At 68.5% G+C, this 15103-nt stretch carries 16 protein-coding genes; 8 read left to right on the top strand and 8 right to left on the bottom strand.

The features are described 5' to 3' along the window. Window positions 1-4: 4 nt before the first annotated feature. Both ACYVKL_RS34290 and ACYVKL_RS34295 read left to right on the top strand, forming a co-directional pair. Window positions 5-982, top strand: a complete 978-nt coding sequence (locus ACYVKL_RS34290) for a class I SAM-dependent methyltransferase (RefSeq protein WP_379166873.1) — start codon at window positions 5-7, stop codon at window positions 980-982. Window positions 983-1001: 19 nt separating this feature from the next. Continuing rightward, window positions 1002-2162 (top strand): class I SAM-dependent methyltransferase, encoded by a 1161-nt coding sequence (locus ACYVKL_RS34295; protein ID WP_379166872.1) that lies wholly within the window; start codon window positions 1002-1004, stop codon window positions 2160-2162. Window positions 2163-2168: 6 nt separating this feature from the next. Here the strand turns inward: ACYVKL_RS34295 and ACYVKL_RS34300 are convergent, their stop codons facing one another. Beyond that, complete coding sequence (locus tag ACYVKL_RS34300) at window positions 2169-2567, bottom strand: PPOX class F420-dependent oxidoreductase (RefSeq protein WP_379166870.1); 399 nt, start codon at window positions 2565-2567, stop codon at window positions 2169-2171. A gap of 91 nt (window positions 2568-2658) precedes the next feature. Between ACYVKL_RS34300 and ACYVKL_RS34305 the strand changes: the two genes are divergently transcribed. Beyond that, window positions 2659-3120: a MarR family winged helix-turn-helix transcriptional regulator gene (locus ACYVKL_RS34305; RefSeq protein ID WP_379166868.1), complete on the top strand. Its 462-nt coding sequence runs from the start codon at window positions 2659-2661 to the stop codon at window positions 3118-3120. A 3-nt stretch (window positions 3121-3123) separates the two neighbouring features. Here ACYVKL_RS34305 and ACYVKL_RS34310 read toward each other — a convergent pair whose 3' ends face one another. Beyond that, complete coding sequence (locus ACYVKL_RS34310) at window positions 3124-3588, bottom strand: MarR family winged helix-turn-helix transcriptional regulator (RefSeq protein ID WP_379166866.1); 465 nt, start codon at window positions 3586-3588, stop codon at window positions 3124-3126. 68 nt (window positions 3589-3656) lie between these two features. Between ACYVKL_RS34310 and ACYVKL_RS34315 the strand changes: the two genes are divergently transcribed. Then, window positions 3657-4088 (top strand): MarR family winged helix-turn-helix transcriptional regulator, encoded by a 432-nt coding sequence (locus ACYVKL_RS34315; protein WP_379166864.1) that lies wholly within the window; start codon window positions 3657-3659, stop codon window positions 4086-4088. Between the two features lie 6 nt (window positions 4089-4094). On the opposite strand, the gene ACYVKL_RS34320 is transcribed toward ACYVKL_RS34315, so the two are convergent. Continuing rightward, window positions 4095-5435, bottom strand: a complete 1341-nt coding sequence (locus tag ACYVKL_RS34320) for an outer membrane protein assembly factor BamB family protein (protein WP_379166862.1) — start codon at window positions 5433-5435, stop codon at window positions 4095-4097. A 139-nt stretch (window positions 5436-5574) separates the two neighbouring features. Between ACYVKL_RS34320 and ACYVKL_RS34325 the strand changes: the two genes are divergently transcribed. Both ACYVKL_RS34325 and ACYVKL_RS34330 read left to right on the top strand, forming a co-directional pair. Continuing rightward, window positions 5575-6321: an acyltransferase gene (locus ACYVKL_RS34325; RefSeq protein WP_357193272.1), complete on the top strand. Its 747-nt coding sequence runs from the start codon at window positions 5575-5577 to the stop codon at window positions 6319-6321. Between the two features lie 32 nt (window positions 6322-6353). Next, a complete protein-coding gene (locus ACYVKL_RS34330; protein ID WP_213557221.1) occupies window positions 6354-6890 on the top strand; it encodes a DUF1697 domain-containing protein in 537 nt (178 codons plus the stop codon). Window positions 6891-6923: 33 nt separating this feature from the next. On the opposite strand, the gene ACYVKL_RS34335 is transcribed toward ACYVKL_RS34330, so the two are convergent. After that, entirely contained in the window at window positions 6924-9080 is a 2157-nt protein-coding gene (locus ACYVKL_RS34335; protein WP_379166860.1) for an MMPL family transporter, read from the bottom strand. A gap of 126 nt (window positions 9081-9206) precedes the next feature. Beyond that, window positions 9207-9593, bottom strand: a complete 387-nt coding sequence (locus ACYVKL_RS34340; protein ID WP_379166858.1) for a VOC family protein — start codon at window positions 9591-9593, stop codon at window positions 9207-9209. Window positions 9594-9837: 244 nt separating this feature from the next. On the opposite strand from ACYVKL_RS34340, the gene ACYVKL_RS34345 reads away from it, so the two are divergent. Further along, window positions 9838-10737: a LysR family transcriptional regulator gene (locus ACYVKL_RS34345; RefSeq protein ID WP_379166857.1), complete on the top strand. Its 900-nt coding sequence runs from the start codon at window positions 9838-9840 to the stop codon at window positions 10735-10737. Between the two features lie 47 nt (window positions 10738-10784). Next, window positions 10785-11219 (top strand): cupin domain-containing protein, encoded by a 435-nt coding sequence (locus ACYVKL_RS34350; protein ID WP_379166854.1) that lies wholly within the window; start codon window positions 10785-10787, stop codon window positions 11217-11219. 80 nt (window positions 11220-11299) lie between these two features. Here the strand turns inward: ACYVKL_RS34350 and ACYVKL_RS34355 are convergent, their stop codons facing one another. From ACYVKL_RS34355 to ACYVKL_RS34365, 3 genes are all read right to left on the bottom strand, one after another. Next, window positions 11300-12562 (bottom strand): glycosyltransferase family 4 protein, encoded by a 1263-nt coding sequence (locus ACYVKL_RS34355; RefSeq protein ID WP_379166852.1) that lies wholly within the window; start codon window positions 12560-12562, stop codon window positions 11300-11302. Continuing rightward, window positions 12559-14091, bottom strand: coding sequence for a 1,4-alpha-glucan branching protein domain-containing protein (locus ACYVKL_RS34360; RefSeq protein WP_379166850.1), 1533 nt, complete (start codon window positions 14089-14091; stop codon window positions 12559-12561). Before ACYVKL_RS34360 ends, ACYVKL_RS34355 begins: the two co-directional genes overlap by 4 nt. A gap of 73 nt (window positions 14092-14164) precedes the next feature. Next, window positions 14165-14947, bottom strand: coding sequence for a class I SAM-dependent methyltransferase (locus tag ACYVKL_RS34365; RefSeq protein ID WP_213557219.1), 783 nt, complete (start codon window positions 14945-14947; stop codon window positions 14165-14167). Between the last annotated feature and the right edge of the window lie 156 nt (window positions 14948-15103).

The following is a 15103-nucleotide window of genomic DNA, read 5'->3' on the forward strand; positions in this document are numbered from 1 at the left end:
CTGCATGACAGTTGGTCCTGAAGACCCCGCGCCGAACCCGCACGCCACCGAGGCCGAGGTCCAGGCCGCGTATAGCGACAACAAGCTCGCCCAGGTCCTGTATCACGACTGGGAAGCCGAGACCTACGACGACAAGTGGTCGATCTCCTACGACGAGCGCTGCATCGAATACGCCCGGGGTCGCTTCGACGCCGTCGCCCCCAGCTCCGAGCAGCCCTACGAGCGGGCCCTCGAACTCGGCTGCGGCACCGGCTTCTTCCTGCTGAACCTGATGCAGGGCGGCGTGGCCGAGCGCGGCTCGGTCACCGACCTGTCGCCGGGCATGGTCAAGGTCGCCACCCGCAACGGTCAGAACCTGGGCCTGGACGTGGACGGCCGGGTCGCCGACGCCGAGACCATCCCGTACGAGGACGACACCTTCGACCTGGTCGTCGGTCACGCCGTGCTGCACCACATCCCCGATGTGGAACTGGCGCTCAAGGAGTGCCTGCGCGTGCTGAAGCCGGGCGGCCGTTTCGTGTTCGCCGGTGAGCCGACCACCATCGGCAATATCTACGCGCGCCGGCTGGGCCAGGCCACCTGGAAGGTCACCACCACCGTCACCAAGCTGCCGTTCCTGAGCGGCTGGCGTCGCCCGCAGGCCGAGCTTGACGAGTCCTCGCGCGCGGCCGCCCTCGAGGCCGTCGTCGACCTGCACACCTTCGACCCCTCCGACCTGGAGCAGATGGCCCGCAACGCCGGCGCCGTCGAGGTGCAGGCCAAGACCGAGGAATTCGCCGCCGCCCTGTGGGGCTGGCCGGTCCGCACCTTCGAGGCCGCCGTGCCCGAGGAGAAGCTGACCATGCGCTACCGCCTGGCCCAGTACAAGGCGTGGCTGGCGTTCTCCGCCCTCGACGAGAAGGTGCTGCGCCACGTGGTGCCCCGCCAGTTCTTCTACAACGCCATGATCACCGGCGTGAAGCCCGGCTTGTCCGCCAAGTAGGCCGACTCCACGAAATCCCGTGGGCTACGCCTTCACTCGCGACGACATCGCCTACCTCTCCAGTGCCGCCGGCGCGGCGGCCCTGGCCGAGGTGGGCGATTTCGCGCTGTCGTCCGCCTCGCTGCTCAAGGATCTGGAACGGATCCGCCGCGGCCACGGCGACCGTTCCGCGGCCCTGGTCGAAACCGTCCGCCTGCGCCGCCGGGCCACCGCCAAACTGGCGGACGCGGGCGACTGGCTCTTCACCGACGACGCCCTGCAACAGGCGACCCCGTCCGCGGTGGCGCGGCACCGCGCCCAGCGGCTCGCGGGCCGCACCGTCCACGACGTCACCTGCTCGATCGGCGCGGAACTGGCCGCCCTCGCCGAGGTCTGCCCCGCGGTCCTCGGCAGCGACCTCGACGAGGTACGCCTGGCCATGGCCGCCCACAATCTCGGCGCTCGAAAGGTGTTGCTGGCCAAGGCGGATGCGCTGGTCCCGTGCAGCATCGCCGAGGTGGTGATCGCCGACCCGGCCCGCCGCGCCGACGGCCGCCGTACCCACGACCCGGCCAAACTCCAGCCGCCCCTGCCCGATCTGCTCACCGCCTACGCGGGCCGCGACCTGGCCGTGAAGTGCGCTCCCGGACTGGATTTCGACACCCTCGGCTGGGCCGGGGAAGTCGAGGTGGTGTCCCTCGACGGCGCGGTCCGCGAAGCCTGCCTGTGGTCAACGGGTTTGGCCGAGCCCGGCGTCACCCGCCGCGCGACGGTGCTGTCCGCCACCGCGGCCCCGTGGACCCTCACCGACACCGCCCCCGACGACATCCCCGAGCGCGAGCCGGGGGAGTGGATCGTCGATCCCGACGGCGCGGTGGTCCGCGCCGGTCTGGTCCGTCACTACGCCGCGAAACACGACCTGTGGCAACTGGATCCGCGCATCGCCTACCTCACCGGTGACAAGGTCCCCGACGGCGTCCGTGGCTTCCGCATCCTCGACCGCATGGAATTCCGCGAGAAGCCCCTGCGCGCCGAACTTCACCGCCGCGACTGCGGGCCCCTCGAAATCCTCACCCGCGGAGTCGATATCGACCCTGACGCCCTCCGCGCCCGCATCAAGCCCCGCGGCAAGATCCCGCACACCCTGGTCGTCACCCGAATCGGCCGCACGGCAACGGTTTTCCTCTGCGCCACCCCCTAGCGGCGGTCACCCCTGATAGGTGGTGTGCGTCGGCCGCATGACCAGCACCACGCGGTCGGGGTGGTCGCCCACCGGCTTCTCGTAGGGCAGCCCGTAGCGCTGTGCGAGGACATCGAAGAACTCGCGCTCCGGATCGGCGTCGACGCGCTCGATGACGCCGCGGATCTCCAGGTAGCGGTAGGGCGCCTCGGGATCGTTGATGCTGACCGCCACGTGCGGGTCGCGCGCGGTGTTGCGGTGCTTGGCCCGGGTGGTGGTCGTGGTGAACCGCAGGAACTCCCCGTCCCAGAGCTGCCAGATCGGCGTGACCTGTGGCGTGCCATCGGGATTCAGGGTGGCCAAGTGCGCGAACAGCGGGCGGGTGAGCAGGTCGGTGTACTTCTCGGGAATCACGGGGTGGGACATGTGTATGCCTTCCGAACGATAGAGACGACATCTGAGTACGAGAGCGAAGATAGATTAGAGTTCTAATAACAGTCAAGGTTCGAACAATGACGTGAGCTATCATGCCGAGGTGACGTCGATGCCGGTCGAAGAACGCCTGGGGAGCTACATCAAGCGCGCCGAGCAGGCGCTGATGGGCGCGAAGAACGCCGCCCTCAAGCCCACGGGCGTGACCATCCCGCAGTACGCGGCCCTCTACGTCCTCAGTGAGAATCCCGGCATCTCGGCCGCGGAACTGGCCCGCCGCTGCGGCGTCACCCCGCCCACCATGAACACGGTGCTGACCAACCTGCGCGACCGCGGCCTCATCGAACGCACCCCGCACGCCTGGCACCGCAATGTGCTCGAGACCAGCCTCACCGACGAGGGTCGCAAGGTCATGCGCGCCGCCGACAAGCGCGCGGTCCCGGTGGAACGGGCGCTCGCCGCGGAGTTCACCGAGGCCGAATCCGCCGCCCTCATAGCGATGCTCGAACGCGCCGCCACCGTCCTCGACGCGGTCCGCCCGGACTGACCCTTATCCGCCGCTGACCGTGTCGAAGTCCGCGACGAATCGGGTGAGCAGTCGGGCGAATTCGGCGCGTTCCGGATCGGGCCAGTCCGCCGTGGCCGCGGTGAACGCGGCTCGGCGATGGGCGTGCGCGTGATCCAGCGCGGTGCGTGCGGCCGAGGTGAGGTGCAGGTGGATGCGCCGGGCGTCGTGCTGGTCGGCGCGGCGTTCCAGTAGGCCTTCGGCGACCGCGCGCGCCACCAGGCGACTGGCCCGGGGCTGATCGACGCCCAGGGTCGTGGCGATCTCGGTGACGGTGACTTCGCCGTCGCGGGACTCGACCGCGTCGAGGACGCCGAAGATGGTCGGATCGACCGCCGGGCCGCCGCCCGCGCGGGCGGCGGATTTGGCCAGTGCGCGCCGGGATTGGCTGCGGCGGATCGCCACCATGGCGCGCTCGATGGCGACGATCGCGGGGTCGATGTCCTTCACCCTTGCCATTCTACAATCACTTGTTAAAGTACATGTATATGTATTTTGACAACTGTTTGGAGATGATCATGTCCACTCCCAAGCCGATCGGCTACTGGTTCAAGCACATCGACAACACCCTCGAAGCGAACTTCGCCGCCCTCCTCGCCACCGAGGGCCTGCTGCGCCGGCACTGGCAGATCGTGCACACCCTGTCCGGCGGCCCGCTCGACGCGGCCGGGCTCGACGTCGCTCTGGCTCCGTTCCTGAACGCCCAAGAGCCCACGGCCGCACCGTATGTCGGCGCACTGGTGGACCGCGGCTGGGTCGCGCCGGCCGACGCCGGAACCTGTGCGCTGACCCCGGAAGGCGTCGAGGCGCACGCGAAACTGCTGGAGCGCATCCAGATTCAACGCGCGGCCGTCACCGCGGGCCTCACCGACGACGACTACCGCACGCTGCTCGATCTCCTGCAGCGTGTTTCGGCCAACGTCGACGCGTTCGCGTCGACGTTGCGCTAGCAGCCGCTACTTCTTCTCCGGCTTGAAGACGAACAGTTCGCCGATGCGGGTGGTGACCACGACTTCGCCCTTGTCGCCGATGGAGGTGGCGACGGTGGTGCCCTCGGCCCCGGGCAGGTCGTTGGACTGGATGGTGGCGCCGGAGCGGGTGTCGAAGGTGACCAGGGTGAGCTTGTCGCCGATCGGGGCGACGGTGTAGCCGGTGCCGCCGGCGGTCTGGACGGGGCGGCCGCGGAGTTCGAGATCCTTGCGCTCCCAGGCGATGTCGGCGGTGTCGCCCTGATCGCGCAGCGCCATCAGGTGGCCTTCGTCGCCGGCGGGGATCAGCAGGCCGTCGGCGACGGAGATGCCGCCGCGGGCCGGGAAGCCCAGGTCCCGAGTCCATTTGGTGCGCCCGGTGGCGGCGTCCACGGCCATCAGGCGGTTGGCGTTGTCGCCGATGTAGACGGTGGCGCCGTCGGCGGACAGGGCGGGGCTGGTGGCGCTGCCCTGATTCAGCATCTTCGCGTCCCAGTCGACGCGGACTTCCTTGCCGTCGTAGGTGAGCGCGACCAGGTCGGCCTGGCCGTCGCCCGGCTTCCACACGGTGGCGTAGAAGCGGCCCGACTTCTGGTCCACCGCCGACACATTCGCGACCGGGCACTGCGGGCCGCCGGTCGCGCAATCCTCGAGACCCTGGCCGTCCGGCGGGCGGCTCAGCGCCGGGTTGGCCAGGAAGTCGGGCTCACCGAGCAGCTGGGTGGTGGGGACCTGGCGGGCGCCGGTCTGCCGGATCAGGACGTCCACCTGACCGGACTGGGTGACCGACAGGACTTTTCCGTCACCGGTGAACTGCACCGAGACCGGCGTCCCGGCGGCGGGGGTGCGCCAGCGCGGCTGCCCCAGATTGTTGAAGGAGTTCACCCCGCCGTCGTCGCCGGCGTACACATTGCCGGTGCCGTCCACCGCGGCGCCGCCGGCGATGGCGCTGGGACCCATCGGATTGCAGAAACGCTTACGGCCCGTCGGCATCTGGAACGAGACGATGTTGCACCCGTTGGTGCGGGTGGTGACATACAGCTGCCCGTCACCGCCGATGGTCACCGGCTGCGCGACCGGACCGCCCACGGGCCGAGACCAATTCAAGGCCAGATTCCGGGACCCGGTGACCGCGCTCGACCCGCTGTTGCGGGCATCCCCGAACGCCATCGGCCAGCCCTTGCCGGGACCGACGCCGATATCGTCGACCTTGGTGCTGCCGTACGAGCACGCCGTCAGCGCGAACAACCCGGCGCCCGCCAAGGCCAGCGCCTTGGCCCCGGTGCTCGAGCGTCGATCACGTCCGGTCCGCCGCCTGCCGTTTCGCACCTGCTGGTGTCCCTTCTGCCAGTACGGAAGTCTGAGGATTGTCGCCGGGTTGCTACAGCCGGAGCACAGCCTACTTTCGTGCCCCGCGCAGGGGACGGATACCCTCGTTGAAACGACCGGTGAACACAGGGAGTAGTTCGTGACGAGCATGTGGGGCGCACCGCTGCGCTCGCGTTGGCGGGGTTCGCGCCGCCGGGATCCGGAGCAGGCCCGTTTCCTCACGCCCGCGTCTCTGAAGTGGGTTCTCGCCAACCGCGCCTACACGCCCTGGTACCTGGTGCGCTACTACCGGCTGTTCAAGTTCAAGATGGCCAACCCGCACATCGTGCTGCGCGGCATGGTCTTCCTGGGCAAGAACGTGGAAGTCCACGCCACCCCGGAACTGGCCCGGCTCGAGATCGGCCGCTGGGTGCACATCGGCGACGGCAATGCCATTCGCTGCCACGAGGGTTCGCTGCGCATCGGCGACAAGGTGGTGTTCGGCAAGGACAACGTCGTCAACACCTACCTCGACATCGAGATCGGCGAATCCACCCTGGTCGCCGACTGGTGCTACATCTGCGACTTCGACCATGTCACCGACGACATCAACCTGCCCATCAAGGATCAGGGCATCGTGAAGTCGCCGGTCCGCATCGGCCCCGACACCTGGATCGCCGCCAAGGTCACCGTGCTGCGCTCCACCCGCGTCGGCCGCGGCTGCGTGCTGGGCGCGCACGCCGTCGTCAAGGGCGACTACCCCGACTACGCCATCTGCGTCGGCGCTCCCGCCCGGGCGGTCAAGAACCGTAAGGAAACCTGGGACGCCGCCGCCGAGGCCCGTGCCGCCCACATGGCGGCGCTCGCCGACATCGAACGCAAGAAGAGCGGCATCGCGGCGTCCTGACGCTGTCGCCCCGCGCAGGTAGGTTCACGGCCATGCACCAGTACGCCGCCTTCCTGCGCGGGATCATGCCGACCAACCCCAACATGCGCGGCGAGAAGCTGCGCGGCGTGTTCGAGGGTCTCGGCTTCGCCAAGGTCAGCACCCTGCTGGCCAGTGGCAATGTCGTCTTCCGGTCGGACGACACGAACGTGCCGGCCCTGGAATCGAAGATCCAGCAGGCCCTGACCGCCGAACTGGGCATCCCCGGCGGCACCCTGATCCGCACCCGCGCCCAACTCCAGGCGCTCGTCGACTCCGATCCTTACGCGGGTCTCACCCACGGTCGCGAGACGTATCTGACGGTCACCTTCGTCCGCGAGCACCCGAAGTCCATCCCCGACTTCCCCGAGGGATCCCCGGTCCGCGTGGTCCGCTACGACAAGCCCGCCGCCGCGTTGCTCACCGTCATCGACAACACCGACCCCAGCACCACCGGTTTCATGCAGACCATCGAGAAGGCTTGGGGCAAGGACATGACCACCCGCACCTACCTCACCGTCCAGAAGGCCCTGAAAAAGATGGACGCCTGACCGCGTACGGTCAGGCATCCACGGGGTGCGGGATCAGCGGGTGTAGCTGTTCTGCGTTGCCTGCCAATCGGATTGGTCGTCCAGCTCGGTCATGATGTCCCGCCGGGCGCCGATCCGGCCCGGCCACCAGGCCTTGCGGCCGAGCAGGGCGGTCACCGCGGGGGTGAAGAACATGGCCATGACGAAGGCCGAGAGGGCGATGCCGAAGGAGATGGCGAAGCCCATCTGCGCCAGCATCGAATTGCCCGCCAGCATCATCGAGGCGAAGGTCCCGGCCAGGATGACGCCGGCGGCCGCGATGGTGGGGCCGGTGTGGCGCACGCTCAGCGCAGCCGCCGTCCGCGGATCCCTGCCTTCGGCGGCCTCTTCGCGCAGCCGGGCCACCATGAGGATGTTGTAGTCGGTGCCCAGGGCGATGACGAACATGTACATGATGATCGGCAGCGAGAAGATCAGGCCCGAATTGCCTTGGGCCCGCTGGAATACCAGCACCGCCGCGCCCAGGGTGGCGGCGAAGCCGAGGCCCACCGCGCCCATCAGGTACCAGGGTGCGACGACGCTGCGCAGCAACAGTGCCAGCACCAGGGCGATGAGGATGGCCGCCACCGGGAACACGATCTTGTAGTCGTGGTTCATCGCGGCTTTGAAGTCGACCAGCACCGAGGACATGCCGCCGACGTAGGCGCTGCTCCCGGCCGGCGCCGCGGCGTGTGCGCTGTCCCGCAGCGGCCCGCGGACCGTGGCCAGTGCGGCATCGGACGTCGGCTCGGAGGTGAGGGTCACCTGGAATTCGGCGATCGAACCATCGGCCGAGACCCGCGGTGCTCCCACCTGCCCGACGCCGGGCGTGGTGGTCAGCGCGGTCCGGTAGGCGTCGAGCTGGGCGCCCGTCAGGGCAGCGTCCGAGTGCAGGTAGACCAGCGACGGCTGGGTGGCGCCTGCGGGCATGCCTTTGAGCAGTTCCTTGCTGTAGACGGTGGATTCGGTGGTGTCGGAGGTGGATGCGGAGCTCATGTCGAAGGTCGGGTGGAAGCCGAAGGCGGCCACCCCCAGGGCCACCAGCACCGCGCCCGCGGCGGCGGCGAAGACGCCCGGCCGGCGTCCCAGACCGCGGCCGAGCGCGGCGAACACCGTGCCCTTCGGCTCCTGCTGCCACGCCTTGGACGGCCAGAACACCTTGGTGCCCAGTTTGGAGACGATGGCCGGGACCAGGGTCAGCCCCGCCAGCATGGCGACCGCGACGGCGATGGCCAGCGCCGGGCCCAGGGCGCGGAACATGCCGAGCGAGGACAGGGTCAGCGCCAGGAAGGCGATGATCACCGCGCCCGCGGCGGAGGTGATGGCTTCACCGACCCGGGTGACCGCGCTGATCATGGCGGTCTTGGGGTCCTCGCCGGCGCGCAGCCGCTCCCGGTAGCGGAACATCAGGAACAGGATGTAATCGGTTCCGACGCCGAACAATACGACGGTCAGCAGCGAGTTGACCGAGCTGTCCACCTTCAGGTCGAAGGCGTGGGCGACGATGGCGATCAGGCCGCCGACGGTGCTCGAGATGGCGCCGATGGTGATGACCGGCAGCAGCGCGATCACCGGGCTGCGGAAGATGACGAGCATCAGCACCAGGATCAGCACGACGGTGGCGATGCCGATGATGGCCATGCCCTTGTTGCCGGATTCGGTCTGATCCAGGGTCTGCGCCGCGGTGCCGGTGATCCCGGCCTTCAGCTCGGTGCCCGACACTTGCCCGCGCAGTGCGTCGCGCAGCTCCTTCACGGAGTCGGTCTGGGTCTTGTCGCTCGGATCGGTGGTCTTGGTCATCTGCACCGCGATGACCTGGATCGACCGGTTCGCCGCCGGCGGAGTCGCCTGAATTCCGGTGACGCCCTTGATGTTGCGACCGCTCAGGTCGGTCGCCACGGCGGTGACGCGCGCCGCGTCATCCCCGCTGAGCGCCGCGCCGTCGGCGCGCTCCACCACGATCAGCGCCGCGGGCGTCACATCGTCGGGAAATGCTTTCTGTTGCAGCTCCATCGCCTGAATGGACTCGTAATGCGAAGGCAGGAACGAGGATTGGTCGGTGGTCGCGGTGAGCTTCGGCGCCAGCCCCACCACCGCGATGGTGGCGATGACCCAGAGGGCGATCACCTTCCATGGGTGATTGACGGCAATGCGCCCGAGTAGAGCGAACATCGGTGGATGGTCCTTTCGAGAGATCAATTGTCGGTGGGGCTGTCGGACGTGTTCTGGATGCACTGTCACGGGCCGGGCTGATATCGACCTGACACGCGCCTTACACGGCCGCTGACATCGCCTCGGTCAGTAGCCGGCGGGCGGCGCCCATTGCGTGAGCTGGACGTCGACCTGGTTCGGGTCGGTGAGCCGGAGCCGCAGCAGGCCGCCGGCTTCGCGGCGTAGCGGCGTGGTGACGGGTGCGTCCTCGTCGAGCAGCCGATCCTGTTCGGCGGCGAGGTTCGGTACGTCGAAGGACAGCTGGACGCCGCTCGGCCCTGGGCCCGCGGTCGCCGGGGATCTTTCCGGATCTCGGTGCCGCAGCACGATTTCCACGTCCAGGTCGTCGCGTTCGAGGTAGGTGAAGTCCTCGTTCGTCACCGTGGCGTGGAATCCGAGATGCGTGCAGAAGAACTCGCTCGATGCCGCAGGGTCGGAGACAGTTAAGGTGATTGCCGCGCCGAGGATCTTCATGTCCTCACTCCCTCCTCTGTGTTGGGTCACCGTGTTCGGCGACAGTTCCAAGCTTCGGAGTTTCCGCAGGTGGGAACAACGACAGAGATCGAAAGGTCGGTTAAGCCAGAGGTTTACGAACGCGCTGCGGCGGGAGCGGGGCCAGGCATGGACGCCGCCCATAACAGAGCATGTGCTCTGTTATGGGTTACAGTGGTTCCGTTCATCGAGTGCTGGTGAGCGGAGCTATCGAGCGGAGATCGTTGTGGAGTTGCGGGACATCGAGATCTTCGTGACCTTGGCCGAGGAACTGCATTTCGGCCGGACCGCCGAGAAGCTGCGGGTCACCCCCGCCCGGGTCAGCCAGGCGATCAAGAAGCAGGAGCGGCAGGTTCAGGCCGCGCTGTTCGAGCGCACGTCCCGCTCGGTCAGCCTCACCCCGATCGGGCGTCAGCTGTACGAGGACCTGAAGCGGGCGCAGAGCTTGATCGACACCGGACTCACCCGCGCCCGCGCCGCGAGCCGCAGCGTGCAGGGCACCCTGCGGGTGGCCGTCATGAGCATTCTGGGCCTGTACCTGCGTCCCGTCATCGAGGCCTTCAACGTCCGATACCCGGACTGCGCAATCGAATTGGTCGACTTCCCGCACAGCGAACCGTTCACCGCATTGCGGGCCCAGGAGGTCGACCTCGGCCTGATCTGGCTGCCCGTTCGAGAACCGGACCTCACGGTCGGGCCGGTAGTGATGACCGAGGGGCGGGTCCTGGCCACGACGACCAACTCCGAACTCGCCGTTCGTGAATCGCTCACCATGGAAGACCTCGCCGACTGTGTCTTCCCGAGCCTGGGCAATGTCCCGCAGTACTGGGCCGAAGGCATGCTGCCTGCCGCCACTCCCAGCGGCATCCCGATCACCCGCGGCCCCGAAGCGGCGTCCTTCTTCGAGATCCTCCCGCTGATCATGTCGGGCGCCGTCGTCTCCCCGATGAACGCCCACGTTGCCTGGACCTACACCCCGCCGAACATCGCCTACGTCCCGATCGTCGACGCGCCCCCCACCGAATGGGCCCTGGTCTGGCTGGCCGCCGCCGAGAACGCAGCCGTCCGCGCCTTCGTCGACACCGCCCGCGACATCGGCATCCGCCCGATCGTCAACGAAAACTGAACCGTGCATCGGCTGCGGAGTGGGTCCGTGCGCGCTACCGTGAGCCGGTGACTCTCGGTTTTCGAGCTGTGCTGACCGGTCTGGCGTCCTGCGCGCTGGTGGCCTCGCTCGCCGCGACCGCACAGGCGACGCCCTCCGATGGGGTCACCGGGGTGATCATCTCGCGGACCACCATCGGCGACACCGACTACATCCTGCGTGAAATCACCATTGTGCCAGGCGGTTCCACGGGCTGGCACTACCACGATGGGACGCTGTACGCGGTGCTGCGGCAGGGTCAGTTGAGTCATTACGACTCGGATTGCGCGGTGGACCAGGTCGGTGGGGCGGGGACCGCGTTCGTGGAACGGGCGGGGTCCGGCAATGTGCATCTCGAGCGGAATCTGGGCAGCGAGGCGCAGATCCTGGATGTGCTGTACGCCCTGCCCGCGGGCAGTCCGCTGTCCGAGGATGCCCCGAATCCGGGTTGCCCGTTCGACTGACACCGGAGCCGGCCTCGAATTAGAACTCGTTCCAATTCGAGGTGCAGACGACTCCGCGGAGAAATTCCGAGCGCCGCCGCTCAGTACGGCTGGTTCGGATCCCGTTCGGGCAGTGGACGTTCCGAGATGACCGGACGTCCGACGGGGTTGCGCACGCGACGCTTCGCGCTCTGGTAGACCAGTGCGGTTTCCTCGGCCACGACATCCCACGCGAAGTCGGCGGTGAGTCGTTCGCGGGCGGCCCAGGCGCGATCCTGCGCGGCGGCCGCATCGTCGAGCACCGAAATGACCGCTTCCACAACGCCGTTCACGTCCGCCGGTTCGAAGGACGCGCCGGTGACGCCGTCGGTGACGAGGTCGCCGAGCCCGCCCGCGGTGGAGGTGATCAGCGGGGTACCGGCCGCGGCGGCCTCCAGCGCCACGATGCCGAACGGCTCGTAGCGGCTGGGCAGCACGATCGCGTCGGCGCTGTGCAGCCAGCCGAGCAGATCGGTGTGGTCGAGCTTGCCGACGAAGTTGACCGCGCGCGCCACGCGGTGGGCGCGGGCCCGCTCACGCAGCCAATCGAACTGGGTGCCGATACCGGCCACGGTGAGGGTGGTGCCGGGGTGCGCCTTGCGGATGCGCGGTAGCGCGGCGATGGCGTCCTGGATGCCCTTCTCGTATTCGAGGCGGCCGACGTACAGCAGTCGCGGCGGCCCGGAACGCGGCGCGCGCTCACGGAAGGTCCACGCGCCCACGTCGATACCGTTGCGGATCACCGTCATCGGCACCTTCTCGGCGCCGTAGAGCCGGTGCACCTCGTCCTTCATGGACTCCGAACAGGTGATGAGCGCGTCGGATTCGTGCGCCAGCCACCACTCCACGGAGTGCACCTGCCGGTTCACCCGCCCCGACACCCAGCCGCTGTGGCGGCCCGCCTCGGTGGCGTGAATGGTGGAGACCAGCGGCACGTCGTAGTACTCGGCCAGGGTGATGGCCGGGTGCGCGACCAGCCAGTCGTGGGCGTGCACCACGTCGGGCGTCCAGCCCTCGCCGATGCCCGGCTTGTCGAGCGCGATCCCGGCCCGCACCATGGCGTGTCCCATGGCCAGGGTCCAGGCCAGCATGTCCTCGCCGAAGTCGAAGACCGGCGGATCCTCGGCGACGGCCACCACCAGCACGCGCTCCTCGATGAAGGAGTGCGTCGGGTGGGTGGTGCCGTCGGTGCCCATCGGCCGGCGCGCCAGCACGACGACTTCGTGCCCGGCGGCGGCCAGCTCGACGGCCAGGTGATGGACGTGACGGCCCAGCCCACCGACTACGACGGGTGGGTACTCCCACGACACCATCAAGATCTTCATGCGGGTCCTTCTGAAGCGGGGCCGAGCCTGCGCGCATCGAGCGCGGGGAAGAGTCCGTCGGCCGGATACCATCCTGCCGCCAACTGACCCGCTTTGGCGAGTTGCCCGGCCGCCACCGTGGCCGCGATCTCGCGCACGGCGTGCGCGTGTTCATGGGCTCGGTCACGCGCGTAGCCGGCCGCCGAATCCTTCGACACCATGAACGCCCAGTCGCTGGAGACGGCCAGAATCGCCTCCCGCAGCAGCTGGTCGGCAACCGGGTCGCGCAGGCCGGTGGCGTCGACCCGCATCTTGTCGATGGTGTCCAGCGCCAGCCGCACCACCTCGGCGTTCAACTCGACCAGATCCGCGACCTGATCCCCGGCCCACACCCGCCAGTCCTTGCCCGAACCCCAGGAGGAATCGGCCAATTCGACGGGTTCGCCCACGTAACCGCGGGCCCGGGCATCGGCGAGGGTGCCGACGGTGACCCCGGCCTCGGGCAGTGCGCGCAGCACCTGTTCGAGCCACTGCGGGCCCTCGTGCCACCAGTGCCCGAACAGTTCGGTGTCGAACGCGGCCACCACCAGGGCGGGTCGGCCGATGCGCTCCGACTCTGAAATCAGCCGTTCGCGCACCGTCGCCACGAAGTCCGCGACGTCCTTCTCGATGGCCGCCGACGCGAGCGCGGGATCGTAAGGAGCCTTGTCAGGGCCGGAGACGGTCTTGCCGGTGACGCGCGCCGGCTTCAATCCGGTGGCGTGATCGTAGTGATGGAAATCACGGTAGTAGGGCTGCCCGGGGTAGCCGGATTTCGGCGACCAGACGCGATAACTCACCGCGAGATCGCGACCGAAGGCCACCACATCCGAATCCCACACCGGCCGTCCCAGGGTGGTGTCGCCGCGCAGCGCGGGACCGTCCACCATGAAATGCGAGATGCCGACCTTGTCGTAGGTCCGCTCCATGCCCGGGGTGAACCCGCACTCGGGCGCCCAGATACCCGCCGGCGTGTGCCCCCAGCGCGCCCGCGCGTCCGCGAGTCCCTCGACCAGTTCGTATTCGCGCAGTCGCGAATCCAGCAGCGGCTGGAACGGATGCGACAGCGGCCCGCCCAGCAATTCGATGGCCTCGGCGTCGATGAGCTCGCGCCACACCGGTGAGGCGCCGTGCATCCAGCGCGTCTCGAAATCGTCGAGAGCCGCTGCGGCGAGCCGATGTTCGTGCCCGCCGAGCGCGGTGTTGCCCGCCATGGAGGCTTCGTCGGCGCGTAGCCGCCAGTTGCCGAGCCAGTGATGCATGCCCTTCAGGCAGTGCGGATCGTCGAGCTGCGCGGCCAGCACCGGCGTGATCCCGAGGCTGATCAGATGCGAACGGCCTTCGGCGGCAAGGGTTCTCAGCACCTTCGCGACGGGCAGGTAGGACGCCGCCCAGGACTGGTAGAGCCACTCCTCGCCGACCGGCCACCGCCCGTGGTGGGCCAGCCACGGCAGGTGCGAGTGCAGGACCAGCGTGAACTGGCCCGGCACCGGGGAGGTGTTGTCGGTCACGCCTGCACCTCGCTGCGCTCGGCTCCGGCGTGCCCGAAGCGGGCGGTGCCTTCGGTTCGGTCGCTGCGCTCCCTCACGGCTTCACCGCGACGGCCAGCAGGTCGAGGCTGGCGTCGATGTCCCGCTCGGAGTCGGCGAGCAGCTCGAAGTCGTCGATGCGCACCGCGGCCACGTCGGCGGCCAGGTCCGCGGGCCACGGCTCGCCCGCCAGCGCCCGCTCGATCTGCGCGTCGATGATCGACCCGCCCCACTTCTCGTCCAGCGCTACCAGTTCGGGTCCGTGGAAGATGCCCGCCATCAACTCGACGGTGAAGCCGGCCTCGACGAGCAGTTCGGTCATCTCGGCGGCGTTGAGCTCCCGGGTGTGGAACGGGTTGAGCGGGGTGTCGCGGCCGGGGGAGAAGGTGATCCGGTTCGGGGTGGAGATCAGCAGCTTGCCGCCGGGGCGCAGCACCCGCAGACATTCGCGCAGGAACTGGGACTGGTCCCAGAGGTGTTCGATCACCTGGAAATTCACCACGATGTCGACCGAGGCGTCGTCGAGCGGCAGCGCGGCCAGGTTGCCCTGCACCATTTCCACGCGCGGGTACTTGGCGCGCACGTGGGCGACGGCGCTGTCGTCGTAGTCCAGGCCGGTGACGCGCGCGGCGACGCCGGCGATCATGTTGGCTCCGTAGCCTTCTCCACTGCCGGCCTCGAGGACGACCTTGCCCTCGCACTGTTCCAGCATGCGGACGTAGGCGATCTCGTGCCGCCGGAACCAGTAGTTCTCCTCGGCGATGCCGGGCACCGTCCGCTCACCGGTCAAAGGCAAGGGATCGGTGTGGTTTTCAACAGGTCTCACGGCCTCGCTCATTGCTCCGACGTTAGCGGTTGCACATATCACACCCGCGACCGGATCAACCGATGCAGAAAGTCACACGCTAAGTTACCCACGAGTAACTTAACGTAGGGTAATCTCCCGAACGAGCTACTTGTGGACGTACGGCAAAACTCGTGCGACCGCCACACC

This window comes from Nocardia tengchongensis (assembly GCF_054781395.1).

Excerpts from the sequence above, each read along its gene's own strand:
- ACYVKL_RS34290 (WP_379166873.1), top strand. The coding sequence starts at position 5 with ATGACAGTTGGTCCTGAAGACCCCGCGCCGAACCCGCACGCCACCGAG.
- ACYVKL_RS34300 (WP_379166870.1), bottom strand. The coding sequence starts at position 2,567 with ATGTCCCACCCCGTGATTCCCGAGAAGTACACCGACCTGCTCACCCGC.
- ACYVKL_RS34315 (WP_379166864.1), top strand. The coding sequence starts at position 3,657 with ATGTCCACTCCCAAGCCGATCGGCTACTGGTTCAAGCACATCGACAAC.
- ACYVKL_RS34330 (WP_213557221.1), top strand. The coding sequence starts at position 6,354 with ATGCACCAGTACGCCGCCTTCCTGCGCGGGATCATGCCGACCAACCCC.
- ACYVKL_RS34335 (WP_379166860.1), bottom strand. The coding sequence starts at position 9,080 with ATGTTCGCTCTACTCGGGCGCATTGCCGTCAATCACCCATGGAAGGTG.
- ACYVKL_RS34340 (WP_379166858.1), bottom strand. The coding sequence starts at position 9,593 with ATGAAGATCCTCGGCGCGGCAATCACCTTAACTGTCTCCGACCCTGCG.
- ACYVKL_RS34355 (WP_379166852.1), bottom strand. The coding sequence starts at position 12,562 with ATGAAGATCTTGATGGTGTCGTGGGAGTACCCACCCGTCGTAGTCGGT.
- ACYVKL_RS34365 (WP_213557219.1), bottom strand. The coding sequence starts at position 14,947 with ATGAGCGAGGCCGTGAGACCTGTTGAAAACCACACCGATCCCTTGCCT.